We start from the raw sequence: 25,463 nt of genomic DNA on the forward strand, positions 1-25,463 counted from the left end.
AGACTAATACATTCGAGGCAATGAATGTCATTCTTACTGCAAGCAACAATTTTTCTTGGAGCTTCTCTGATTTTAGTCCCTCTTGGCAAACGCCTAGGGATAGCAACAGTTTTAGGCTATTTATTTACAGGAATACTTCTAGGTCCTAGTGTTTTAAATATTGCACATGACCCTGAAGCGATTATGGAACTTGCCGAATTTGGCGTTATCTTATTAATGTTCCTGATTGGTTTAGAGTTGCGCCCACAACGTTTATGGGAAATGCGTAACTCTATTTTTGTAATGGGAAGTCTGCAAGTCCTCATTAGTGGGGCCATTCTTATGCTGATCGTACTGTTACTCTTTCAACAGCAGCTTTCTGTCAGCTTTGTGATTGGTTTTGCCCTTGCGCTGTCTTCCACCGCTTTTGTATTACAACTTCTGACCGAAAAGCAGCAACTCAATACGACTTATGGTCAGCAGTCTTTTTCCATTTTACTTTTCCAAGATATAGCAGCTATTCCTTTACTTGCCATTATTCCATTATTGGCAGGAACAGAATCAACCCATCATGGGGTAGCTTATTTTGCGGCTATCATTGCAACCTTTACTGGTCTATTTCTGTTTAGTCGCTATGTGATGCGTCCATTCTTCCGCTTTGTTGCCAAAAGTGGAGCGACTGAACTTATTACAGCAGTAGGATTATTTATTATTCTTGCTGTTGTCTTGCTTATGGACACTTTAGGAATTAGCACTACATTAGGTGCATTCCTCACAGGTGTATTATTAGCAGATTCAGAATTTCGCCACGAAGTTGAAGCGAGTATTGCACCATTTAAAGGTTTATTGCTTGGCTTATTCTTTATGACCGTTGGCATGACCACACAGCTGTCACTGCTCATTGAAATGCCTTTGCTTATTATTGGTGGTGCAGTCTGTTTATTACTCATCAAAACGCTGATATTGACCGCTATTGCCCGCTATAAAAAATACAGTTGGAATAACAGCTTGCTTTTAGGTACTTGCTTGGCACAAGGCGGAGAATTTGCTTTTGTAATTTTGAGTCTTGCAAAAAGTGAGAAGGTTTTAACTCAAGCTATATTAGAACCCGTGACTCTGATCGTAACGTTGTCGATGGTACTTACTCCAGTAATTTACTGGATTATGGCAACTCAGATCATTCCTCTGTTTAATAAAGAACGTCCACCTGAGTATGACGAAATTCCTCAGCAGGATAATCCGATTATCATTGCCGGTTTTGGTCGATTTGGACAAATTATCGCGCGTATTGCCCGCCTACAACATTTAGGCTTTACTGCAATCGACAACAATCTTCATCAAGTGGACTTTGTTCGTCGCTATGGCGGTAAGCTCTATTATGGCGATGTGACCCAGCCCGATTTACTGCGCTCTGCCGGTATTGAAAAAGCCAAAGTATTTATTTTAGCAATCGATGATGTTGAAGACTCCATGAATGTCGCACGTCATCTTAGATTAAATTATCCAAACTTAAAGCTGTTGGCTCGTGCTCGCGACCGTCACCATGTCCATCTTTTAAGAGATTTAGGTGTTGAATACATTTGGCGTGAAACGTATCTATCTTCATTAGGTATGGCTTACCGCGCTTTGCGAGAACTCGGTATCTCTGATGAACAAGCCTATAACAATATCGAAATCTTTCGGGATTATGATGAGAAATTGCTCATACAGCAGCAAAGTATTTATACAGACGAACAGAAGATCTTTGAAACACATCGTAATGCCTTAGCCGAGCTTGAACATTTGTTTGAAAGTGATGCGCAGCAACAGGCTACATCAAAACATGATGTTAATTTAAAGCGTCATTTACAACCAAATCGCATCGACATTACAAGAGATAATCTAGAATAACTTGAGATTTCAGAAAATGGCTATATTAAGGACTTATTCACATTGCCTAAATAATTGGACAATGGGCACAAAGCTGCCCCCTGTCCGGCTTGCGGCTTCGCTGCATTTCCTAAGCTTGATTAAAACGAAATAGTTATACTCTGCTTAGGGCCCTGGAGAATATTATGTCTGATTTACGCCAACGCTTTTATATAGAGAACTTTCCAGTACGTGGAGAAGTAGTTCATCTTGAAGAAGCCCTACAAACCATCTTAGCTCAACGTGACTATATGCCTGCTGTTAAAATTCTGCTAGGTGAAATGTTGAGTGCGACTGCATTACTTGCAAGTACACTAAAAATCAAAGGCCGTATCAGCTTGCAAATCCAGGCTAGCGGCACCTTCAAATGGGCGATGGCTGAATGTAATCATTTAGGAGAGGTTCGTGCTTTAGCGGACTATGAAACTGATCCTCGTTTTGTTGAAGCAACAGACAGCAGCACAGTTCTTGGCGCCCTAGTTAATCCTGTTTTATTTATTAATATTGAACCGGAATTTGGCGAACGTTATCAAGGGATCGTGCCGCTTGATCAAGTAAATTTAGCAGGCTGCTTGATGCAGTATTACGATTTATCTGCACAAATTCCAACTCGTATTGTGTTGGCAAGTACAGATAAGCGTTCTGGCGGTTTACTGATTCAACTCTTACCACGTCATGATGAAGAAGAGCAAAACTTGGTCGATGAAGATTTATGGCCACGTTTGACAATGTTGACCGAAACATTAAAAGCTGAAGAGCTTACCAATTTAGATGCAAATGAAATCCTGTATCGTTTATATAACGAAGAAGAAGTTCGTTTACCAGAAATTGAAGCATTAAAATTTGGCTGTACATGTTCAAAAGAACGCTGTGCAAATGCCCTTATTCAAATTGGTGTAGACGCTGTTCATGAAACCCTAGAACATCAGAACCCGATTCGTATGGACTGTCAGTTCTGTAATACGCAATATACCTTTACCGCTGAAGAGGCTTTAGCGTTATTTGGTGAACATTTAAGTTAATCTTTTAACTTTATAAAAAGGCGGTTATACCGCCTTTTTTATTTAGCTGTATTTTTTGATGATAATTTTCAACATGTTAATTTAAATAGGATAATATAAGGCTACTTTATAGCCTAATAAATAAGATGCTTAAATACCATGAATTATTTTGATTATTTTCTCTTTATTTTTAGCGTAGTTATCATGATTGCGACCCCTGGCCCTGTCATGATTTTAGTTGCAAGCGCTGGACTTAAAGGGGGCTATAAAAAAGCACTGGAAACCATTTTTGGTACAAACCTAGCATCCCTTGTTTTAATTTTTATTTCAGTACTGGTTTTAAAAGGAGTACTGAGTGTTAATGATAGTTACCTCAATATCATTCGTATTTTAGGCTGCCTATATATTGGCTATCTGGGGTTGAGTATTCTTAAAGAAGTGATTCAGGCACCTCACCCAGAAGCGATACAAACAGTTTCAGCACAAAATGGTGGCTTTAAAAAAGGTTTTCTTGTCGGTATTTCAAACCCAAAAGATATTATCTTTTTCTCGGCTTTCTTTCCGCAATTTGTCTCTATTACCCCTCAGTTAAATTTAAGTTTAACCCTACTTACGCTGACATGGATTGTTTTAGACTTCCTCACCCTATCTTTGGTTTATATCTTTTTCCGCCGCCTTTCTAACAGTCATTTATATCCAAAAATATTAGGCCTCTGCGGTTTATTACTTTTACTGATTGCTCTTTACGGCTTGTATCAAAGTTTTATCTAACTTATTAGAGGTATAGTCTAATTTTGCTATACCTCCTTACGTTCCGCTGGATTTCGTAATAGAACAACTCTTATACAATCTAGCTTATTGAAAACTCTAAAAATCGTTTCATAATGAAATAAACAACACCATCGTGATAAAACATTATGGCAAAAAATTATTATGAAGAATTAGGGGTTACACGCAAAGCCTCTGCTGATGAAATTAAAAAAGCTTATCGAAAATTAGCCCGCAAATATCATCCAGACATCAGCAAAGAAAAAGATGCAGAGGAAAAGATGCAGGCCATTAATGTTGCCTACGACACATTAAGCAATGCAGAAAAAAAAGCTGAATATGACCAAATGTTAGATCATCCTCAAGGTTTTAATAACTTTGGTCAGGGTGCTGCACAAGGTGGTTTTGATGGAGCACAGTTTTATCGCCAAGGTTTTACAGGTGGTGAACAAGCAGACTTTAGTGGTTTTGAAGATTTATTTGGTCGCTTTGGTGCAGGCTTTGGCGGTGGGCAACAACAATATCAAAGACAACAACGTAGTTATCGCGGTGAAGATCAACATGCCAGCATAGAGGTTGATCTTGATATTGCCTATCATGGTTCAACACAGCAAATTACTTTGCAAATTCCAACCATAAACGCTTATGGCGAACCTGAAGTTCAACGCAAAACCTTGCAGGTGAAAATACCAAAAGGCATGAAAGAAGGTCAACAAATTCGCTTAAGTGGACAAGGCCAAAGCGGGATTAATGGCGGTGCCAACGGCGATCTTTATATTGAAATCCAGTATAAAGATACAGACCGTGTTCATGTTGAAGGCAGTGACGTATATCTGACCGTAGATGTAGCTCCTTGGGAAGCGGCACTAGGTCAAGGTATTGAAGTAAAAACTCCAGCAGGATCCTTACATGTCAATTTACCTAAAAATGCCAAACAAGGACAACAGCTACGCTTAAAAGACAAAGGGATACCAAATAAAACGCCAGGCCATCTTTATTTAATTTTAAATATTGTATTCCCCCCAGCAAATTCTGAAAAAGAAAAAGAAGCGTATCAGCAACTGGCAGAAGCCTTTGCTTCATTCGAACCTCGTTCATCTCATTAGGGAGCAAGATCATGACAACCATTCACTATCGAGAAATTGTATATGACGGCCATACCTTTAGTGCAGAGGTCGTTGATGAACAATCGACATTTGATTTACAACAATTTGCCCAAGCTTGCGGCCAAAGTCCTGACTGGATTCTTCAGCTCATTGAATATGATATTTTATCAGTCGAGAACACACCTGAGGCACACCAGTTTATGGGTGAAGATGTCGCACGTGCACGTAAAGCGTATCGTCTACAACGTGACTTTGACGCAAGTTTGGCGGCAGTTGCTGTGATGTTAGATTTGATTGATGAAGTGCAACAACTTAGAAAACAGTTGAAGCATTTTCATTGAGATTTTTTCTTCTAAATAACCATTCAAGCAGGCATGAACTAAGGTGATGGGCGGCAGGGATGCCGCCTTTTGGACTGCGGTAACATGGATGTACCGTCAGTCCAATAAAGGGTTTTGTTACTTTTGCCCAGTCAAAAGTAAGGACAAGCCTATATAAAAAATATCTAATTAAACCCTATAGTCGAGGCAATGCTAACCAAACAATTTTGCCATTTTTGGAAGTCTTTATTACTTTAATCGAGTAATCTTTTCCACTTCCTTCAAAGTTTGTTTAATCGGTTCATATTCCAAAAACCAGAACAAATTCATCCGATCTTGACGATGCTGTTGAGCCAGTAAATCAATCACACTTTTTTCACCGCGCCCCACCAAATGTTGTCGATAAAAATAGTACAGTAACAAAACAGTACTTAGCAGCATGACTCCCAGCATAATCCAGAAACCTACCGGTGATTTAAGCCCTGGAATAAACTCAAAGTTCATTCCATAAATACCGGTTAAAAGCGTAAGCGGTGCAAATACAGCAGTAATAATGGCAAGAATACGCATATTTTCATTGGTCTGGTTGGCAATTGCTGAGAAGTGCAAATCAATCGCCGACTGAATGGCGCTACGTAAACGTAAAGTATGTTTTTGAATACGTTCGACATGACTCATTAAATCATTCAAACGAACTAATAAAAGATCTTGAGAACTATGCGTCTTCTCACCAATAACATGATGATAGTTTTCTACAATTTCATCTCGAAACTCTTGTAAGGTTTCGATTTGCTCTTCGCATAAATTTTCAACCTGCTGAAAGGCCATGTTTTCATGAAACAGTTGATGCCACTGTTTAAAACGACGATTACCTTGCAACAATTGTTGTTGCCAATGCTCAACCCTTCTAGTTAAAGGTGAACGGATATCAAGGTAGCCATCCACCATGCTATTCAGCAGACGTAAACATAAATCTACAGGTGAATTAGGCAGCTTACGGGTTTTGTTTTGTTCTTCCAAAGTTTTACATAAAATATTTTCGAGACGTTGAATATAGTTTTCAATCGACTTATTGCCTTGCTCACGAACACTAATCAGAACTTTAGGGGTAAAAATAAAGCTAATCGGCGTGGTTGCTAGACCAAATACACTCTCATGGGATTCCCCATTTTTAATTTCATCATCAGGTGTAACGAGCTTTCTAAAAATAAGCAGGTCATATTCTTCAAGCGTATCAAATGCACAAGGATGCTCAATATTCGCAATATCTCGCATATGAAATTCATTAATAACCACGCCTGAAAGCTGCTGAATCTTTTGTTGCCATTCTTCGTTATGGTTCACCACATCAGCTCTGACACTATCAATCCAGAAAAACTCCAGAATGTGTTCATTATGCTGTTCACGGCTTAAAAAGACATAACCGTCAGCTTGATGGCGATAAAAGTAATAAACCTGCATACCACAATGATCTGTTTTTGTATTACTTGCATCATGCCATAAAAAAAGTCCGCATCAAGCGGACTTTTTCATGTCACTAGAACAATTATGCTTGTTCAATGTCTTTCATAGTCAATTTGATACGACCACGATTATCAACATCAGCAACTTGTACTTTCACTTCCTGACCTTCTTTAAGAACATCAGTTACGTTCGCAATACGTTCATTTGAAATTTGCGAAATGTGAAGAAGACCATCAGTACCCGGCATGATATTTACAAACGCACCGAATTCTACGATACGAATTACTTTACCGTCATAGATCTTACCTGGTTCAACTTCAGCAGTAATTGCTTGAATCTTAGCAATTGCAGCTTTAGCAGCAGCTTTAGTTTCACCAAATACGCGAACAGTACCATTGTCTTCGATATCAATTGCAGCTTTAGTTTCTTCAGTAATTTGACGGATAGTTGCGCCGCCTTTACCAATAACATCACGGATCTTGTCTGGGTTAATGTTAATCACTTCGAACGTCGGTGCATGAGCACTGATCTCAGCACGAGCACGTGAAATAACTTTGTTCATTTCGTTTAGGATGTGCATACGACCAGCAAATGCTTGGTTTAATGCAACTTCCATGATTTCTTCGGTAATACCTTCAATCTTGATGTCCATTTGAAGCGCAGTAATACCGTTTGCAGAACCTGCTACTTTAAAGTCCATATCACCTAAGTGATCTTCATCACCCAAGATGTCAGAAAGTACTGCGAAACGCTCGCCTTCTTTCACTAAGCCCATTGCGATACCCGCAACTGGAGCTTTAAGCGGTACACCTGCATCCATAAGTGATAATGAAGCACCACATACAGAAGCCATTGAAGATGAACCGTTAGATTCAGTAATGTCAGATACAATACGAATTACATACGGGAAGCGGTCAGCAGCAGGAAGAACTGCTTGAACACCACGACGTGCTAAACGACCGTGACCAATTTCACGACGCTTAGGACCAGATTCACGGCCTGTTTCACCTACAGAGTATGCAGGGAAGTTATAGTGCAACATGAAGTTGTCAGTTTTAGTACCAGCAAGGGTATCAACCATTAACGCATCACGAGTATTACCCAAAGTTGTTGTTACCAACGCCTGAGTTTCACCACGTGTAAACAATGCAGAACCGTGTGCACGATCTAATACGCCAACTTGAACGTCGATAGCACGAACAGTTTTAGTATCACGACCATCAATACGTGGCTTACCTGACAAGATGTTGTCACGTACTGTACGGTATTTAAGGTCTTCGAATAATTCGTTTACTTCATCAGCAATACCAGTTTCGTCATTTTCTGGAACAAACTGAGCTAAGGCTTCTGCATAAAGTGCATCAAGTGCTGCATAACGGTCTTGTTTAACTGCAATTGTATATGCTTCTGAGATTTTCGCTTCGAAAGCTGCTTTTAATTGCTCAAGAAGAGTTTCGTTTTTAGCTGGAGCAACCCAAGTTGATTCAACAGCGCCAGCAGCAGCCGCAAATTCTTTAATTGCTTGAATTGCAATTTGCATTTCGTCATGACCGAAAAGCACAGCACCAAGCATTTGGTCTTCTGAAAGTTCTTTCGCTTCAGATTCAACCATCAGTACAGCAGATTCTGTACCTGCAACCACAAGGTCAAGGTCACTTTCTTTCAACTGTTCAAAGTTCGGGTTAAGAACATATTCACCGTTGATTAAACCAACACGTGCTGCACCGATTGGGCCACGGAAAGGAGTACCAGCAATAGACAATGCTGCTGATGTACCAAGCATTGCTGCAATGTCAGCATCCATAGTTTTGTCAGAAGAAACAACTGTTGCTGTTACTTGAATTTCGTTGAAGTAACCTTCTGGGAACAACGGACGAATTGGACGGTCAATAAGACGTGAAATTAAAGTTTCAGCTTCAGAAGCACGACCTTCACGCTTACCGTAACCACCAGGGATACGACCAGCTGCATATTGTTTTTCTTGATAGTTAACTGTTAACGGGAAGAAGTCTTGGCCCGCTTTTGCTTTAGGTTGAGCAACAACTGCAACTAAAACAGTTACGCCACCCATAGTGATTAAAACTGTGTTTGCTTGACGTGCAACGCGACCCGTTTCTAAAACGACTTGATGTTGACCGAATTGGAATTCTTTACGAACGATATTAAACATTGACATGTATTGTATTTTCCTAATTTTATTCTAGTGAGACCCCTAAGGTTTGGCATTCAGACTACACCGATTGGTAGATAAATGACAAAGCTTAGAAGCCATCACACTAGATCAATTATTTAAAATAAGTTAAACGCAAAGAAGGAGCGCACAAGCGCCCCTTCTAAAAATCACTTAACCTAGCATTAAGTGAAACTCTCTTTTCAGCGATAAAGCATTGCGACATGCGAAATAGCGAAAACAAAGTGAAAATCGAATTAACGACGTAAACCTAAAGCACCGATCAAAGCAGTGTAACGACCGTGGTCTTTACCATTTAAGTAGTCGAGCAATTTACGACGTTGGTTAACCATACGGATCAAACCACGACGGCTGTGGTGGTCGTGTTTGTGAGCTTTGAAGTGACCTTGTAAATCATTGATTTGAGCAGTCAATAAAGCTACTTGTACTTCTGGTGAACCAGTGTCATTTTCAGCGCGAGCAAATTTAGCAATGATCTCTGCGCGGTCTGCATTAGTTAAAGCCATTCGATTTCTCCGAGATGCTTAAAAAAGTAAACGATATGAATCAGTTGAGGCAACTGACTGCCGTGCATCACTACAGCAAGTCGCCTATTTTAAGGTATCTATAGGTGGATTGCAAAATAGTTTTCAGTAACTTGTCATTTTAGACACTGACATCAAGACCTTAACCCTGCACACTAGCCTCGAATAAAAAGAAAGAAGCGCGAGGGACGTGTGAAAATTTTTTCAACTAACACCTGTCCAGTACCGGACAATCTTGAGCAAGTCATTCGACAAAAAGATGAAGTTGCTGCTGAACAGGGTGGAATGAGCGATCACCAGATTCAAAAAATCTGGAAAAGTATAGAAGCACTGTATAGAACCGGAAACTATCCACTCATTACCTTTTGTTTACGTAGGCAAGGTAAAATTTTGCTGAATAGAAGTATTGGATATGCCCAAGGGAACTCTCCGGCAGGACTTCAAGAAAATGCTCTGATTGCAACACCTGATACACCTGTTTGCCTATTTTCAGCATCAAAGATGATTACAGCCATGTTGATTCATCTATTAGATGAAAAGGGTGAAATCAATTTACTTGATCCCGTGAGCTATTATGTTCCTGAATATGGGGTCAATGGTAAGCGCCGTGCAACGATCTTTCATTTATTAGCACATCGTGGCGGCATTCCCTATATTGATGGCGATGTCACACCAGAATTGTTATTTGATAAAGACGAAATTTTAAAACGTTTATATGCTGCCCGACCTGTGTCTCCTGCTGGCAATCACCTTGCCTATCATGCTGTTACGGCAGGTTATATTTTAGGAGAAGTCATTGAACGGGTGACTGGGCAGGATTTACGTGAATTTGTACATCAAACTATCGAAAAACCGATGGGAATGCCCTATTTCAACTATGGCTTAAAACCAGAATTCCGTTCAGAAGTTGCCTTAAACTGTGCAACAGGTCTGCACCCTCGCCTTGGTACCGATCACTACCTAAATCATGTGCTAGGTGGTGGTTTACAACTTGCAGTTGATGTGACGAACGATAGTCGTTTTATGGACACCATTTGCCCAGCTGGAAACATCTATACGAGTGCAGAACAAGCTGGTCGCTTCTTTGAAATGCTTTTAAGTGGTGGAAGCTACGGCGGTCAGCAAATCTTTAGTGAGAAAACAATTTTCAGAGCAACACTGCCAACCACAGGCGTTAACATTGATCGGACTTTATTAATTCCAATGCGCTATGCTTTAGGGCCAATGTTAGGCAGTAACCCGGTAGGCCTTTTTGGTCCAATGACAGGACAAGCATTTGGCCATTTAGGGTTCTCCAATATCTTATGCTGGGCCGATCCAGAAAGAGATATTAGTGTTTCCCTATTAACGACAGGTAAATCTGTAGTGGGTACTCACCTACCTGCTTTAGCTAAAGTGCTATATCAAATCTCCAGCCAGTGCCCACGAATTCCTAGAGATCAACGTCGTTCTTTATTCGGCAGCGACTCTCATGAAACCAACTTAGTTTAAAAGCAAATAAAAAAACCAAGCATTTCTGCTTGGGTTTTTTGCGCTGTAGTTTTTGTTTATCGTGTTATTACTGTTTTTATTGTCGTTGGTGAGATGCTAGTCACATCCTTCTTGTTGTTTTAACTCACTTCCAATGTTTTCGTTTCTATTTCCTTATGTGATGTATTGTGACACATCCAATTATGAAGAAAAGTAGTATTTTTCTTATCATCATGTAAGTAAAAACGTACAGGTCTGTATAATATTTGGTGTTTAGTCATTTTCAACATTTAACGTACAGTTCTGTATAACATATAACTTAACAATTCACAGGAAAAATGCTTATTTAAGAATCATATTACAGATAAATATATTGATATTGTTGATATATTTTTCTCAACCGAAATATACTAGAGATAGGCTTAAAATTGATCTTTTCTGGTAGCTTTTTAGAAGCATTAGAAAAGTAAAATATAAAAAAGCCCTGTAGTCTCTCCCAAAACTACAAGGCTTAGCGGCTGTAAGTTTCCTCTTTATACACCTACTTCATTGTAAGTTCGCAGTCTCTCGACTTAAGTTATTATTATTGTGCGATTTTGCCCGACATTCCGTGCCAAGCTCGTTGTGCGTTTATAATCTCAAAAACACGGGGTGTACTCTAGCAGCAAATATCTCGAATCTATGTAAGCTTTTTCTTACAAGGGTGAAAATATTAAGTTTGGCTTAACGAACTAACCGATTAACTTTTTGAACTAAACCGCTTTTTCGTGTAGTACAAACTGTAAATGCTTGTAATAAAGCCTCTTGATGCACCAAAAGACTGACTACTTTCTTAGCGCGTGTAATGGCTGTATAGATTAACTCTTGGCTTAATAAGTTCTTGGCAGCCTGATCTAAAACGACAGCAGTATGAGTAAATTCAGACCCTTGCGATTTATGAATCGTTAAGGCAAATGCGCTCTGAATACTTTTAGGCAATCGATTTGCAGCGACCCATTTGTTCAAACTTGGAAAATATACTTCAAATTGTTGTGGCTGAGTTCTGTGCTCAAAGCACAAACCAATATCCCCATTTGAAATACCGAGCTGATAATCGTTATAAGTCATCATTACAGGACGACCCACGTACCATCCTCCAAGAGTCACTATTGAAAGTTGCTGCTGCAACCAACGCTGCGCATATTGGTTTAACTGCTGCAACCCAAACGGGCCATGACGAACTGCGGTTAAAATCCGGTAGTCATCAAATGCTTTTACTACATTTTGTACCTGTTCAATCGAGCGCTCTTCTTGTAAATAGTTCTTTAGACTCTGTACATACCCTTGGAAACCGAGCATTAGCTTTTGATAATACATCTCAAGGTCTAATAGACTCCCTTCTGGTAGATATTCAAGCTGAACAACATCTGGCATATCTCTTTGTAAAAGTATGGGCTTTAATTCTGACACCTGAACAATATCAACTTCAAATCGCTGCAAAACCTCTACATGGTCTTGTTGATAGCTTTGAGCTTGAATAAATTTAGCCACTTGTCCAATCAATGCACCTTCAGCAAAACGACGACTGGTTTGTAATTGTACTCGGTTATCAGCCAATGCCTGTATTTGCTGTAAATCAGCAAGAACTGCCCCGACATCGACGGAAGCGAGCTGATTTGCATCTCCTAATAAAATAATTCGACAAGACTCAGGCACAGCTTCAAATAAAAGAGTAGCTAGATTTAAATCCAGCATAGAAGCCTCATCCACGACAATCACGTCATAAGGCAAAGGCTGTTTTTGATTAAACCGTGGTGTCTGACTATGTCCCATCCCTAACAAACGGTGAATCGTTTGTGTTCCCTGATTTCTTAGCTCTTCACTAACTAATCCGGACTCAAGTAATTTAGGATCGTTAAATGAGTTCTGTAAGGCTTCTTGCATGCGCTGTGCTGCTTTACCTGTTGGAGCAGCCATTGCCACACGAATATGTGGAATTGCTTGGCTAAGTACAGCAATGATACGTGCAAGTGTATAAGTCTTACCTGTACCTGGCCCACCCGTAATAATACTCAAGCCCTGCCGAGCAACCATCTGTAAAGCTGCCTGTTGATGAGGATCGGTAAGCAGGTCTAAATAGTCATCACAAGAAACAGGTTGAATTAATTGTTGCTTTAATCGACAAATTTGTTCTGCAAGTCGTTGCTCTAGGTGCCAATATCGGTATAATGCCAACCCCTGCTCATCGTAGACGCATGGCGCAACTTTTGAAGTTGCTTGATCGGCAGATATAGCAAGCTGACCAAGTGCTGCAATTTGCTCTGAACTGATATCAATACAACTATCGCCTTGTAAGCTCGCTTCAATAAGCTGTTGCAAGTAAGAAGTGGCTTCTGGTACTTGCGATTGTTCAGTAAATGGAACCTGATTTAAGAAGTTACTCCACGTTGTTAACCAGCTTAAATCGGCTTGTTCAGGGCTGTTTAGATTGTCCACACACTTATCCACCTAGTTTTCCACACGCTTGTCCACATGGTTATAGACAGGCTTATCCACATGCCAAGTATTTGTTAATCTTCAAATTACGCTTTTTATCAGCATTTTTCATGCTATTTTATCCTCAGCAAAATATCCCAAAATGGCATCAAGACGAAGGATAAACTCGACGCTAGGTTCCCAGTAATAATAACCCTGCTCCGCTTCACCATTCATGCCACGTAAATAAAGATAAGTTGCCCCACCTAAGTGTTGCTCAATCTGGTAATCCTGCATTTTGACTTGCAAATAGCGATGTAACGCAACGAGATATAAACCTGCTTGTAGCCAGTAACTTGCCAAAGACATGCTTTGAGCAATGTTATCACTACGATAGTCTGCAAGATCATCACCTAAGTAATTACTTTTATAATCAGCAATGTGGTAACGCTGACCATCAAAATAAACCAAATCGATAGAACCATTAAGGTAACGCGCTGAACGAGCCTCAAGTAACTCCGGCATATTCAATCCATACTCAGCGAAGAGCTGCTGAATACGTGTCATCGCTAGAACCCGATCTGAGAGTGCCAAATAAAAAGGAAACTCTGACAAATACTGATCTTGTTGGAGCTGGTTTAATCGAAAGCCTTGAGAAAGCGGTGTTCGCAAAATATCTTTCAGCCACTCTGCAACTGACTGGTAAAGCAAATTTTCGGTATCTTCTTGCTCTGGGAAACTCTCGTTATATTTATTAAGTAAATCTTGCCAAAGACTACTATAGTCATTTTTAAAACGACGACGTATTTCTATGACCCAGTCATCTGAACATTGAAAATCAATATGTTCAAATATTTCATGCAAGAAATTACCGGCAAGCGTTCCTCTAGGAAAGTTATTCTTTATCCAGTCAATCGGCTGAGCACTGATTGCTTCAGCAGTGTTAATTAAGTCTAACTCATCTTCTGCTAATACAGCATCATTGCTCTGGCTGGCCAATAAATCCGTGCCAGCCTTATGTTTTAAATGTTGTGCCAAGTAACTGAAACTGGTTTTCCCTCTCGAATAAAAACGTTGTTCAGGGAATCGTTGTGCTTGTATTTCAATAATACTGGTTTGCTTGGCTAAATGAATTGCCTGTGGAATCTGTTCTAAAACCACTTCATCCGTACAGCAACGGTGTTGAAAAGGTTCAGCTCTATTTTTCCAAAAAGCGAGACCTGATACTGACTTGCCATCAAGATCTTGTAGAACAGCATAGACGCGGTGGCTTGCTCGCGTTAAAGCGACATACCAAAGACGATTCTGTTCAGCGAGCGCTCGTTCTTCGTGCTGCTTAAGTTCTATTTCATTCAAATAAGTCTTGTCAGCAATCGCAACGACACGTTGAGTCAAGGTCTGATTTGAGTCTGGTTGGACTACATCTTGGGTCGAAAAATTCAGAGTTTTGTTATTTTCTCGAAAGGGCTTATCTGCACCTAGTAAAAATACAATCTTAAATTCCAGCCCTTTTGACTGGTGAATGGTCATGAGCTGAACACCAGCTTCACTCGATAATTTACGTTCTAACTCCCAATCACGGTCAAGAGGAGAACGCAACTGTTTGAGATACCAGTGATAAAGGTTCTGAGCACCTGAGTATTTCTCACTGTGCTGACTCAGAATTTCAGTTAAATGACGCAAGTTCACCACAACCCGTTCATTATCTTTACTTTGAGCTGCAACCAAATTTTGCCATATATCAAACTGGATGAGGCATTGTTGCCATGCCACTAAAAAGCCTTGAGCGGACCACAACTCTCTAATCGTGTCAAAACCAGTCATAAACTGGCTTAACCCTTCGGCTGTCTGCTCAAGTTGCAAGAGTTGTTTTAAATCCATGGCAAATAGACGGCTAATCAAAGCTCGCTTCACTTTTGCTTCATCGTAAGGATGAAGTATGGCGGTCAGCAAAGCCCCCACGTCTTGAGCAATCGAGCAATCGAAAACACTTCGTTTTGATGGCCTATTAACCCTAATTCCTAAACGTTCTAGCTCAAATTGGACTTTATCCAGCCCATCATGATTACGAGACAATACCGCAATATCATCTTCGTTTAATGTTTGGGTCTGAGCATCTTTTTGAAAATATAGCTCTCCAGCATGTGACTGGTTGAGTAGATCTCGAATCTTCCAAGCAACTTGCTGAGCCTCTGTTTCTTTATCTTTGAGCATTAACCAGCGCAAAGGGTAAGGATTATGATTGTTCTGCTCAATCAATACAGGATGAGGCCGAGTGCCCGCTCGAATTGGGTCATATTGAACTTCTTCACCAAAATCAATTTGTCGTTGAAATAAGGCGTCGACCACTTCAACCAGATCTGCAACGGAGCGATGGTTATGAATTAACTTATATTCACGACCATGTTTGGCTTGAATATCTTTATAGGCATTTAAGAAGGTGAGCATATCCCCACCACGGAAACCATAAATCGCCTGTTTACGATCACCGACCATAATCATGCAACCTTTTTGGTAACGCTCTGGATGGCGCCAAATGCTCGCCAGCATATCATCTTGATCTTGGTTAGTGTCTTGAAATTCATCGACCAAAATTAAGGGATAACGTGCCTGAACAAATACAGCAAAACGCTGCCCCTGCTCACCTTTTAAAGCTTCAGAAAGTGTCCGGATTTGTTGAGAAAAAGTAGTTTCACCTTTATTTTGCAAAACCTGAGGTAAACGTTTTTTCACCTCTACACATAAATAGGCTTTTAAAAAAATATGAAGCTGGTCGAACTGCTCGGCGTAGTTTTTCAGCACACCAAATAGCTGTTGAATCTGTTGAATACAAGGATGCTGATAGAATCCATCTGAAATTTCAGCAGGACATTTCTTGAAAACTTTCTGATCGGCAAGTTGACCTAAAAACTTAAAAACAAGCTCACGTTGTGCAGTCAAAGACCCATCAAAAACCAAAATGCTGTCGCTTTGCGTTAGAACTTGCAAAAGCTGCGGTAAACACTCGTTAAATAATTTGTTAAACGCCCCATTACGAAATATTGTGCCGCTCACATGTTTATAGTGCTCGCCATCAAGCAAGTAATACTGCTCTAAAAGACTTAAGTCAATTTCTGTTGCCAACTGTTTTAGCTGAGCAAGTTGTTCAAACTGAATGGTTGGCTTTTCAGGAAGTTTAAAATGAGCAGAACTAAAGTTAAGTGAGTCTTCGACCAGTTTGACAAAACTATCGACACTTTTTAATTCACCTGCCAGATACAACGCATCAATCACGGTCTGAGGTTGAGACTGTATCCATTCACGCAAAACATCATGAATCAGTTGTCGGCTATAGGTTTTGGCATCATCGGTAATTTGAGCACGTTCAATTTTGCCACTCTCAAAGGCAAACTCTCGTAATAGTTTTTGACTAAAGCTATCGAGTGTCCCGACAAATAACTCATCTAATTGATCTATAACCAGTTTTAAACGTTCACACGCATAGGCAATACGCGTCGCAAAATGTTTTAGAATGTGCTGGAGTAATAAGTCAGGTTCTTGCTCTACCTGCGTAAGTAATTCTTGTTCTGTAAAACTACGCTTGGCATCTAAATAACGGTACGTTTCAACCAAACGTGCACGAATACGGCTTTTTAACTCGGCAGCGGCAGCACGGGTAAACGTGGTCGCAATGACTTGTCTAGGCAAGTACTTTTCAAGAAAGATACGGACCATCAAACTTGATAAGGTATAGGTTTTTCCTGTACCAGCCGAAGCTTCAATTAAGTGTAAGCCACTAAATTCAATATCAATAATAGGTTGATAAGACACCTGTACTCTTGAGTTCATGCCTTACTCCGAATGTTGAAATTGAAAAACCGGATGATACAAATCATACGCAAACTCATCACAAGCATGTTGAAGCAAAGCTTGCGCATCTTGTTCTTGTAAAATAAAGCTCCAGTCTTGATGCAACTTACAAGCTTCATTTTGAGTCATATCCATCGTGGTAAATGACCCTGTTTCATTCCAGTATTTTAGCAGCTCAGCATAGCTCTTCTCATCCAGTTTTGCTTTTTCTGTCTGATTTGTTGTTTCCCACTGATATGCTTTAGCTTTTTCTAGCGGCTTTAATAATAAGGCTGCTGGTAAAACCAATGGTTGTTGCTGTGCATGACGCCAGATTTTAAACCATGGCTGCAAATATTGCCGAGCTTGCTCAGAACTTACGCCACTACAAATCACAGTTTGATCACTAAAAACCACAATACGGCGCTTTTCAGCTCCTGCACTTCCCTCATTCAAATAAGCTAACCAGAGTAGATATTCTAACCAGACTTTAGCGCGTCTTTTTGCCCGAGCGCTTGAAGGTTCCATACTCACCCAGTCCCGAGTTTCAGACTTCGGAATTGTAATATTCATATGCAGCTGTTTAGCAATTCGCCAAATACGCTGAGTTGTTTGTGTCACTGCTGGTGCATAATGGTGAAGGCGCTCAAGCAAACATTCTTGCTCAAACACACCTTGTTGCCATGCACTATATTTGACTTTACCTACAGGCAACTGATCAATTAATACTTCAGGTTGTGCTTGCTGTTCAGATTGTTGTAAAAAATGTCGGATCGCATAGCGCCCTAAACCATCTAATAATAAAGGTTCATTTTGGTCGAGCACTCCGACACTTCCTAAGTTTTCTACCCCTAGAGTTTTCAAATATAATCGTGCAGGGAATGTCACATCCTGTATCCACTGTTGGCTCTCTAAAACCAGCATGTCAGGCGCTTGTAGCGGATAGGTTGTGTTCGCCCAAGGTTGGCGACTTCCTGAAACTTGCTGAATTTGTGAAGCGACCTTAAACCAGTGATCTTGGTAGCGAATAACACTTTTTTCTACAGTGAAACCTTTGGGATCGAAGGGCTGTAAATCATGTAAGTGATGGAGTTGTTTTAACTGTGATGGAATCTCAATTCCTTCAATAACGACACTTTCAGGTTCACCATCTTCAGCTTTCACAATCAAGGCAAGATGTTCACGGAACTCTTGAAGAATACTGGAAGGTTCGCGCACCTCGCCATCGTTCACATCAAAGCCGTTATAAAATAGCCATAAATTTTCTTGGGCTAATAATAAAGCATCTAAAAAAGCACCTTGATCATCTTCAAGTCGAGAGCGATCACCTAACTGTTGGCGCAGTGCATCCATCAAATCAAATGGAACGTGTGTATCACGGTTTGGAAATTGCCCTGCATCAAGATTTAGCATGACCATTAAACGATAAGGTAACGGTCGAATGTGTCCAATTTGGGCAAAGGTAATTTGCCCTGTCGGTTCAGCTTGTGCACTTTGGCTTTCTAATGTCCGTTGAATTTCTTCAATAATATAAGGCAGAGGCAAAGTAATTTTGCGCAAAGTTCCTGTTTCTGTCTCGGCGTAATAACTTGCGAGCGTCAACATTCGCTCTTGTTTTTTAACAATTTCACGCACAGCTTTTAGAGCAGCAACACCAACCTGCTCAAATTCAACAATATCTTTGCCTAGTACCTGAAGCCAATATTCAACCGTATAGACTTTTCCTTGTTCATGCAGAGTCAGCCAATCACGGCGCTCGTTCAAATCCTGATAAATCTGAATGAGTGTACCCACCAACTCGAAATCGCTCGGTTGAACTTTGGCATAACTCAACACCTGATTAAAGGTCGCATGTACAGGCACAGCAATACCAAGAACCAATCGCTCTAAGGCAAATTTAAAGCTATATCGATAATCATCATCACCGTCACACAAACTGCGCTTGAGATGCTCTGCATCAAGCCCTCGTTTAAAACCCGCATCGGCAAGCAAATTTAAAATCCGCTCGACCTGAACATACTCAAGTTCGTAACGTTGCTGGGTAGCATGCAAGCTTAACCAATCAGCAAAATCATCAAAGCTAAAACGGCCCTGCATCAGTTGAATACGCCCAATTACGGCACGCCAAGCATTAAGTGCATCAAGTGATGCAACACCTGCAATTTTCACTGGCAAATGTACACCTTGCTCAGTGGCAGTAGCGGGAAATACACTTCGAATTAAAGGTTCTATGTCGGCCAAATTAGGAACTAAAACTAAAATATCGTTTGGTCGGCGCGGCTGCTCATGTGGTTTAGCCAACCAACAGATTAATTGCTCTTTTAGAACTTCAAGCTGACGTAAAGTCGAATGACAAACATGAATCTGAATCGAGTCATCGTCTGGGGCAAGCTCATATTGCTTAGCTTGAGGTTCAACTAAATGCAAAATATCTGACTGAACTTTACCGAGTAAACTTTCAGGAAAATCATCCACAAAAGCATCAACCCACTTACCTTCTTCACCCGTAGATAAATTCGATAATAAAGAAAAGTGGTCGCGGGCTTGTTTACCCAATCTGGTTAAAAGCGGATGTCTAGACTCACGCGCTTCAGCATTAAAATTGAGTGTGAATTTATTAAAGAAATCACTAATTTCAGCATCAGTAGCCTTTGGATTTTTCGCAATAAAACGCTCTTTTACCCCTAAGTCATAACGCTGTTTCCAGAGTGGATCGACACTATCGGCCCAATATTCTTGTGAAGGGTTATAGTGCAAAATCAAGACATCAATATATTGGCCTAAACGGCGCAAGAACTGTAACTGACTTGGCGGCAAATCTAATAACGTAAAAATCACTACTTGATTAGGTAATCTTGAAATAGCACGCTTACCACGGTCTGGATGATCTAACTCTTGCCAAAACAACGCGTCAATTTGCTGCATTTGCACAAAATCATCATGAAAATGTTGCTGCCACAACCAACGCTGCCAACGCTCTAGCTCCTCAGTTTGATGTAATGCAAAAGCAGTCACTTCTTCATCTTTCTGCACAATATATTTTTCAATATCGAGTGCTCGGCCCTGTCCCCAAGCAGACAACCAGTTTTCCGGACAGGTACAACTATTTTCACAACCACGCTGGCACTGTCCACGATAAATCATATAGTTGCTAAATAGATCGGCAACCTGCTCAGCGACCCAATACAGCATTTTTTGTTTTTTTAATTGTTTATCTATGCCTTGTTCGAGTCGATCTGCACTGTCATAAATACGCTGAACAATAGAATGTAAAGGATGCGACGTATCGATGCTCATCGTGTCAGGTTGAATAAATTCGTGTAGAGCCTGATGCACCCGCCATTTAAAAATCAAACGCGGGATGTTCGCTTTACGGACCTGTTCTTTATGCGCAGTTAAAACTTGCTGATAGGCAAACCATTGGAAACCTCGTACCCGTTGGTGAAACTGGTAATTGGCACTCATGCCTTGCTGTTCTGCAAGTTTTTGTATCAGCCACTGCTCGACCGCAGGACTTGGAACAATAAAATGTTGGGTTTTCAAAACCTGTAATGGATGCGTTGAAGCTTGAGATGTAGACACCAATACACCTTGCAACAACACATCAATACGTTGACTTTGAATAACATGGATCCCCATTTATTTCATTTCCTGCTTGCATAATTTATGCACAAAATCATAAACATTCATTACTATACAACTGAATCTGACTATGTCACGTTGGTTTAAACACAGCATAATTTAACTTAAGGTGTCACTTACACTTGGTTTGAATGACGCCATCAAGAACTTATACAGGTAGACATTATGAAAATTGACAAGATTCCTGACTATATTGATCCTAGCCTAAATCTGGAACAAATTCGCGATGAGTGCCATGATCTCATCAAAAAAAGAGCTTACGTCTCAGCCGGAGCGGCAATTGTACCGATTCCTTTTTTTGACGTGGCGGTAGATTTGGGAATTTTGTCGCACCTGATTCCAGATATCAATTCCCGTTTTGGTTTAGCACCTGAGCACGTGAGCGTTTACGACCCAAAAACTAAAACTATTCATTGGGATGAGTTACGTAAACGCGGTTTTGAATTTTCAGGTTTTGTAGTCGCACGTACTACCGTTAAAAAAACATTTAACGGCTTTTTAGGCAAAATCGTAACAAAACAGGTGACTAAATTTATACCGCTAGGCGGACAAATTGTAGCAGCAAGTTTAGGCTATTTCATGATGAAAAAAATAGCAGAAACTCATCTGAATGACAGTTATAACCTTGCAAAACGTATTCAGCAAAAAAGCCGTGGCACTATTGTAAATTAATGTTTGCCTTGTAGCTGAGAGCTTAGTCTGCTCTCAGCTGTTTTAAAATGGCCTTCAATACTTCCAGACGTGCCGTATATTTATCATCAGTTGCGACGATATACCACGGTGCATATTCAGTACTGGTTCGCTCAAACATATCGGCTGCTGCTTTTAAATAATCGTCCCACTTATCACGATTACGCCAATCTTCTGCTGTGATTTTAAAACGTTTATGCGGTGTTTCTTCTCTGGCCTTAAAACGCTGCTCTTGCTCATCTTTACTAATCGCTAGCCAAATTTTTACTACAATCGTTTGACTATCAAATAAATCTTTTTCAAAGCGGTTTATTTCATCATAGGCACGCTGCCATTCTAAAGGTGAAGCAAAACCTTCGACACGTTCAACGAGTACACGTCCATACCATGTCCGATCAAAAATCGTGATTTTTTCAGCTTCATTAATGCGGTTCCAAAAGCGCCATAAGTAAGGATGTCGAGCTTCAAAGCGTTCAGGTGCACCAATACAATGAATATCATATTCACGTGGGTCTAAGTTTTTAACAATTCGCTTAATGGCCCCGCCTTTACCAGCAGCATCCATACCTTCAAAAGCAATGACGACATTGCGTTTATCAAAACGCATGGCATCGGCAATTTTCTTACTCAGCTTATCCAGCTCTTTTTTATATTCAGCTTTTTCAAGTGGTTCATTAGAAGGTTTTAATAAACTCTCTGGAATTTTAGCTTGCTGCCATTTTCCTTTAACTTCAGTTTCATGCTCTGGAAGTTGACGCATGTGTTGTAAAAGGTATTGAGCAAAAAATTGATCACGCTGCTTTTCATCTTCGCCATCAATAATGTACCAATCATCGGTAAAACGACGGCGTAACTTTTGCAAAGTGTCATATTGTTTTTTATTACGCCAGTCTAGGCCGTGGAGCTTATGCCAGTGTTGCTCTGACGGGTCAATTTTGTCTAAACGTTTTTGTAGTGATTTCCATGAAAGATCAAACCAGACTTTAACCACATCGACATAGTTATTTTTTAAATCTTGCTCAAATGCCCGCATATTTTCAACGTATTCATCAAAGCGCGAATCATCTAAAGGCTCGGAAACATGCGTTGCTGTGACGAGCAAATCGCTATACCAGTTGCCGAACATCACCACAATTTGTCCTTCAGTCGGAATAAACTCCGAGTAAGATTGCCAAAATGCTTCTGTATCTGTCAGCACACGTGGCGCGTCTGCTTTGACTCGTAAATATCGTGGATCTAGCCATTCACGAAGTTGCTTAACAGCCTCGCCTTTTCCAGCCAGTTCAATACCACTCATTAATATCAGTGTGCTTTTAGCGTTGGGTTTGCCCCGACTTTCTTTTAACGCATATTGTGCTTCAATCAAGTCGACCGAGAGCTGTTCTTCATCACGAATCTCAAATTTTGGTTGTTGTTCACTCATAGTCCACGGCTCTAATCTTTTATTGTTTAATTTCGATGATCTTTAACTTATGCGGTTAAATGATGAATTGCTATACAAATTATGTCATTGCGACAAAATTCTGTTTAAAAATTGACGCATGAATCATTTTTTTTACATCTACTCGCCATAGTACAAGGTTACAATGCCTTTTATGATTTTTTGCAAATAGCCCAATATTAGAGCCTTAAATGTCTAAACTCGCTGCTTTTGATGATCTTTTACAACAATATAAAACGTTTAATTATCACGATAATCCAGTGCTTGCCCAGCGTTTGCAAGACGTACAAACATGGTTAAAAGAGCGGATGAAAGATACGCATCATGACTTTTTTAATCTGCCAGCGCACAAGCTCATGTCAGAGTACTTTTTAAATCGTTTATATGGTGGCCCAGAATTTGATGCTCTTGCAGCTCAAATCGAACGCTTATTGAAATATGCGCATAAAGCAGAAAAAGTCTTACCTGAGAATGCAATTAAAACAGGTACTAAATCAGTAAGTTTGGCTGTACTTGCAACCCAACTTGATGAGCAAGTAGCAATGCAACTTCTTGAGGACTATCCGGCAGATACAGTACTCACTGATGAGATTATGCGTTTAACCTTAATTAAGCTCGATCAAGCAGAAGCTCGTTACCAGCAGCTTGCTCTGCTTGACGATTTAGGAGCAGCGCTCGATAAATACATGCGTTCATTTATGATGTTTACTGCTTTTAAAATGTGTAAAGGTATTGCCCAAAAATATCACTTCGAATTGATGTATGATTTCATTCAAGATGGTTTTAGTGCGATGAAACCGTTAAAATCAGCCGAGACCTTTATTAAGACTTTTACTGAAAAAGAACGCCAGATTATTGAAAATGTACATTCAGGGCATCCGAATCCGTTTAGAGTGTGATAAGGTCGGCACATAGAAAAACTCAACCTCGCGAAGTTGAGATTTTATTCATTATATTTGCATGATGATGCCTGTAAAAATAGACAAAATCTGTCATCATGCAGAACTTATTCCGTTTCACTTGAGTTTGAGTCTAGGAGAGACAATATGTCTAACGAAAACCAAAAGCCAACATCTCCAACTGAGCAGGCACAAAGTTCAGACAAAGTTAGCCCATTCCTAAGCTCACCTTTACCTCAAGGTACTCCTCAAGGGCAACAACAAACTTTACAGCAAACCTTAACAGACACATCTGTGAATGGTTCTGTACCTAAATACAATTTACCTCGTGGTGCTGGTAATACTGGCAACGTTGGTGAAACCACACACTTCGGTTACTCAACAGTTAGAACTGAAGATAAAGCACAAAAAGTTGCAGAAGTTTTCCACTCAGTTGCAAGCAAATATGACTTGATGAATGACTTGATGTCATTTGGTATTCACCGTTTGTGGAAACGTTTTGCAATTAACATGTCTGGTGTTCGCCGTGGTCAACACGTGTTGGATATTGCGGGTGGTACAGGCGACTTAGCAAAAGTATTTAGCCGTGAAGTTGGTCCGCAAGGTCATGTTGTACTTTCAGACATTAACGAATCTATGCTCAATGTTGGTCGTGACCGTCTAATTGATGCAGGCTGTACCAATGTTGACTTCGTTCTTGCCAATGCAGAAACATTAGAACCTTTTGCAGACAACAGCTTTGACCTTGTAACAATCAGCTTTGGTTTACGTAACGTGACAGATAAAGACGCAGCACTTGCTTCTATGTTCCGTGTGTTAAAACCAGGTGGCCGTTTACTAATTCTTGAATTTTCTAAACCTGTATTCGAGCCATTCTCAAAACTTTATGACCTCTATTCATTCACTGCTTTACCGATTATGGGTAAATTGGTTGCGAATGACTCAGAAAGCTATAAGTATTTGGCTGAATCAATCCGTATGCACCCAGACCAACGTACTTTAAAAGGTATGATGGAAAATGCTGGCTTCCAGAACTGTGACTATCACAACCTTACTGCAGGTATCGTTGCTGTTCACCGTGGCTTCAAACTGTAAGGGATAACGATATGTGGTCGATTCTGGCACTCGGTGCAGTCGAACGTATCATTCATCATCTGATCGATCTGGATGCGGTTACTCGCATTCAGCTTAATCAGTTACAGGGCAAAATGTTGCGTGTTGTGATTGATAGCCCGCAACTTTCTGTCGATGTATTCTTTGACCAAGAAAAAGTACGTCTTGAACCTACCGTAACAGGTCATAGTGAAAAGCCTTCTATTTTTGAACAACGCCCGTTTGATCCACAATTTAAAATTTCTGAAGCAACCGCAACTTTGCATGTTAAAGATGTCGTTGAACTGATTAAATTATTGGTCAGTGATCCAGACCAGATTGGGAATATCCCACTTCAAGGTGATTACCACCTCCTACAGGATATTCAAAAGATTATGCAGCAAGCTGAACCAGATTTAGCTGCGCATTTATCAAGATGGGTGGGTCCTCAACTCGCTCATGAAATTGGCAAGATTCAACTTGCACCAAAACATTTAAAACGCTCCGTGCAAAGCCATCTGTTTTTTGCTGAAGACGCATTAAAAGAAGATAGCGGTCTATTTGCTCCTCGCTGGGAAATGGACGACTTAACTCAAGCAACGCGCAAGCTTAATCAAGACATTGACCGTCTTGAAGCAAGATTGCAGCAACTCAATGCACAACTACAACCCTCTCAAGACTAGGTA

General features: G+C 40.3%; 17 protein-coding genes. 10 read left to right on the top strand and 7 right to left on the bottom strand.

All coding sequences use genetic code 11. The features are described from left to right. The first annotated feature begins 24 nt into the window (after positions 1-24). From KIP84_RS16740 to KIP84_RS16760, 5 genes are all read left to right on the top strand, one after another. A complete protein-coding gene (locus KIP84_RS16740) occupies positions 25-1,869 on the top strand; it encodes a monovalent cation:proton antiporter-2 (CPA2) family protein (protein ID WP_199977333.1) in 1,845 nt (614 codons plus the stop codon). Positions 1,870-2,033: 164 nt separating this feature from the next. Beyond that, positions 2,034-2,909: an Hsp33 family molecular chaperone HslO gene (locus tag KIP84_RS16745; RefSeq protein ID WP_005079292.1), complete on the top strand. Its 876-nt coding sequence runs from the start codon at positions 2,034-2,036 to the stop codon at positions 2,907-2,909. Between the two features lie 138 nt (positions 2,910-3,047). Next, a complete protein-coding gene (locus KIP84_RS16750) occupies positions 3,048-3,659 on the top strand; it encodes a LysE family translocator (protein WP_005079293.1) in 612 nt (203 codons plus the stop codon). A 146-nt stretch (positions 3,660-3,805) separates the two neighbouring features. Next, entirely contained in the window at positions 3,806-4,762 is a 957-nt protein-coding gene (locus KIP84_RS16755; protein WP_063098020.1) for a DnaJ C-terminal domain-containing protein, read from the top strand. An 11-nt stretch (positions 4,763-4,773) separates the two neighbouring features. Further along, positions 4,774-5,103 carry a chaperone modulator CbpM gene (locus tag KIP84_RS16760; protein WP_002114963.1) on the top strand — a complete coding sequence of 110 codons (330 nt, stop codon included), beginning with the start codon at positions 4,774-4,776 and terminating at the stop codon, positions 5,101-5,103. A gap of 228 nt (positions 5,104-5,331) precedes the next feature. Here the strand turns inward: KIP84_RS16760 and KIP84_RS16765 are convergent, their stop codons facing one another. The 3 genes from KIP84_RS16765 to rpsO all read right to left on the bottom strand — a co-directional run bounded on the left by KIP84_RS16765 (position 5,332) and on the right by rpsO (position 9,243). Continuing rightward, positions 5,332-6,543: a magnesium transporter CorA family protein gene (locus KIP84_RS16765; protein ID WP_014208248.1), complete on the bottom strand. Its 1,212-nt coding sequence runs from the start codon at positions 6,541-6,543 to the stop codon at positions 5,332-5,334. A gap of 85 nt (positions 6,544-6,628) precedes the next feature. Next, entirely contained in the window at positions 6,629-8,716 is a 2,088-nt protein-coding gene (pnp, locus tag KIP84_RS16770; protein ID WP_171071986.1) for a polyribonucleotide nucleotidyltransferase, read from the bottom strand. A 257-nt stretch (positions 8,717-8,973) separates the two neighbouring features. After that, on the bottom strand, positions 8,974-9,243 hold the full coding sequence (gene rpsO, locus KIP84_RS16775) for a 30S ribosomal protein S15 (RefSeq protein ID WP_002114951.1): 270 nt from the start codon (positions 9,241-9,243) through the stop codon (positions 8,974-8,976). A gap of 210 nt (positions 9,244-9,453) precedes the next feature. Between rpsO and KIP84_RS16780 the strand changes: the two genes are divergently transcribed. Beyond that, positions 9,454-10,752 carry a serine hydrolase domain-containing protein gene (locus KIP84_RS16780; RefSeq protein WP_213688946.1) on the top strand — a complete coding sequence of 433 codons (1,299 nt, stop codon included), beginning with the start codon at positions 9,454-9,456 and terminating at the stop codon, positions 10,750-10,752. Positions 10,753-11,454: 702 nt separating this feature from the next. Here KIP84_RS16780 and recD read toward each other — a convergent pair. The 3 genes from recD to KIP84_RS16795 form a co-directional block, all read right to left on the bottom strand. After that, positions 11,455-13,206, bottom strand: coding sequence for an exodeoxyribonuclease V subunit alpha (gene recD / locus KIP84_RS16785; protein ID WP_213688947.1), 1,752 nt, complete (start codon positions 13,204-13,206; stop codon positions 11,455-11,457). Between the two features lie 108 nt (positions 13,207-13,314). Further along, complete coding sequence (locus KIP84_RS16790) at positions 13,315-17,013, bottom strand: UvrD-helicase domain-containing protein (protein WP_213688948.1); 3,699 nt, start codon at positions 17,011-17,013, stop codon at positions 13,315-13,317. 3 nt (positions 17,014-17,016) lie between these two features. Next, complete coding sequence (locus KIP84_RS16795) at positions 17,017-20,652, bottom strand: exodeoxyribonuclease V subunit gamma (protein ID WP_213688949.1); 3,636 nt, start codon at positions 20,650-20,652, stop codon at positions 17,017-17,019. Between the two features lie 168 nt (positions 20,653-20,820). Between KIP84_RS16795 and KIP84_RS16800 the strand changes: the two genes are divergently transcribed. Continuing rightward, positions 20,821-21,327, top strand: coding sequence for a hypothetical protein (locus tag KIP84_RS16800; RefSeq protein ID WP_016142355.1), 507 nt, complete (start codon positions 20,821-20,823; stop codon positions 21,325-21,327). 22 nt (positions 21,328-21,349) lie between these two features. Here the strand turns inward: KIP84_RS16800 and KIP84_RS16805 are convergent, their stop codons facing one another. Then, on the bottom strand, positions 21,350-22,768 hold the full coding sequence (locus KIP84_RS16805; protein ID WP_005065911.1) for a polyphosphate--AMP phosphotransferase: 1,419 nt from the start codon (positions 22,766-22,768) through the stop codon (positions 21,350-21,352). A 209-nt stretch (positions 22,769-22,977) separates the two neighbouring features. On the opposite strand from KIP84_RS16805, the gene KIP84_RS16810 reads away from it, so the two are divergent. The 3 genes from KIP84_RS16810 (at position 22,978) to KIP84_RS16820 (ending at position 25,460) form a co-directional block, all read left to right on the top strand. Further along, entirely contained in the window at positions 22,978-23,685 is a 708-nt protein-coding gene (locus KIP84_RS16810) for a hypothetical protein (protein ID WP_005079311.1), read from the top strand. Positions 23,686-23,832: 147 nt separating this feature from the next. Continuing rightward, the gene (gene ubiE, locus KIP84_RS16815; RefSeq protein WP_213688950.1) at positions 23,833-24,780 is read left to right on the top strand and encodes a bifunctional demethylmenaquinone methyltransferase/2-methoxy-6-polyprenyl-1,4-benzoquinol methylase UbiE; all 948 of its coding nucleotides are present in this window, start codon (positions 23,833-23,835) and stop codon (positions 24,778-24,780) included. 11 nt (positions 24,781-24,791) lie between these two features. After that, positions 24,792-25,460: a hypothetical protein gene (locus tag KIP84_RS16820; RefSeq protein ID WP_032049912.1), complete on the top strand. Its 669-nt coding sequence runs from the start codon at positions 24,792-24,794 to the stop codon at positions 25,458-25,460. Positions 25,461-25,463 lie beyond the last annotated feature (3 nt).

Origin of the sequence: Acinetobacter sp. BHS4 (assembly GCF_018454425.1) — a bacterium.
GTDB classification, from domain to species: domain Bacteria; phylum Pseudomonadota; class Gammaproteobacteria; order Pseudomonadales; family Moraxellaceae; genus Acinetobacter; species Acinetobacter pittii.

What these genes read in the sequence shown, in the direction of transcription:
- KIP84_RS16740 (WP_199977333.1), top strand. Translation starts at nt 25, where the DNA reads ATGTCATTCTTACTGCAAGCAACAATTTTTCTTGGAGCTTCTCTGATT.
- KIP84_RS16745 (WP_005079292.1), top strand. Translation starts at nt 2,034, where the DNA reads ATGTCTGATTTACGCCAACGCTTTTATATAGAGAACTTTCCAGTACGT.
- KIP84_RS16750 (WP_005079293.1), top strand. Translation starts at nt 3,048, where the DNA reads ATGAATTATTTTGATTATTTTCTCTTTATTTTTAGCGTAGTTATCATG.
- KIP84_RS16755 (WP_063098020.1), top strand. Translation starts at nt 3,806, where the DNA reads ATGGCAAAAAATTATTATGAAGAATTAGGGGTTACACGCAAAGCCTCT.
- KIP84_RS16760 (WP_002114963.1), top strand. Translation starts at nt 4,774, where the DNA reads ATGACAACCATTCACTATCGAGAAATTGTATATGACGGCCATACCTTT.
- KIP84_RS16765 (WP_014208248.1), bottom strand. Translation starts at nt 6,543, where the DNA reads ATGCAGGTTTATTACTTTTATCGCCATCAAGCTGACGGTTATGTCTTT.
- pnp (WP_171071986.1), bottom strand. Translation starts at nt 8,716, where the DNA reads ATGTTTAATATCGTTCGTAAAGAATTCCAATTCGGTCAACATCAAGTC.
- rpsO (WP_002114951.1), bottom strand. Translation starts at nt 9,243, where the DNA reads ATGGCTTTAACTAATGCAGACCGCGCAGAGATCATTGCTAAATTTGCT.
- KIP84_RS16790 (WP_213688948.1), bottom strand. Translation starts at nt 17,013, where the DNA reads ATGAACTCAAGAGTACAGGTGTCTTATCAACCTATTATTGATATTGAA.
- KIP84_RS16795 (WP_213688949.1), bottom strand. Translation starts at nt 20,652, where the DNA reads ATGGGGATCCATGTTATTCAAAGTCAACGTATTGATGTGTTGTTGCAA.
- KIP84_RS16800 (WP_016142355.1), top strand. Translation starts at nt 20,821, where the DNA reads ATGAAAATTGACAAGATTCCTGACTATATTGATCCTAGCCTAAATCTG.
- KIP84_RS16805 (WP_005065911.1), bottom strand. Translation starts at nt 22,768, where the DNA reads ATGAGTGAACAACAACCAAAATTTGAGATTCGTGATGAAGAACAGCTC.
- KIP84_RS16810 (WP_005079311.1), top strand. Translation starts at nt 22,978, where the DNA reads ATGTCTAAACTCGCTGCTTTTGATGATCTTTTACAACAATATAAAACG.
- ubiE (WP_213688950.1), top strand. Translation starts at nt 23,833, where the DNA reads ATGTCTAACGAAAACCAAAAGCCAACATCTCCAACTGAGCAGGCACAA.
- KIP84_RS16820 (WP_032049912.1), top strand. Translation starts at nt 24,792, where the DNA reads ATGTGGTCGATTCTGGCACTCGGTGCAGTCGAACGTATCATTCATCAT.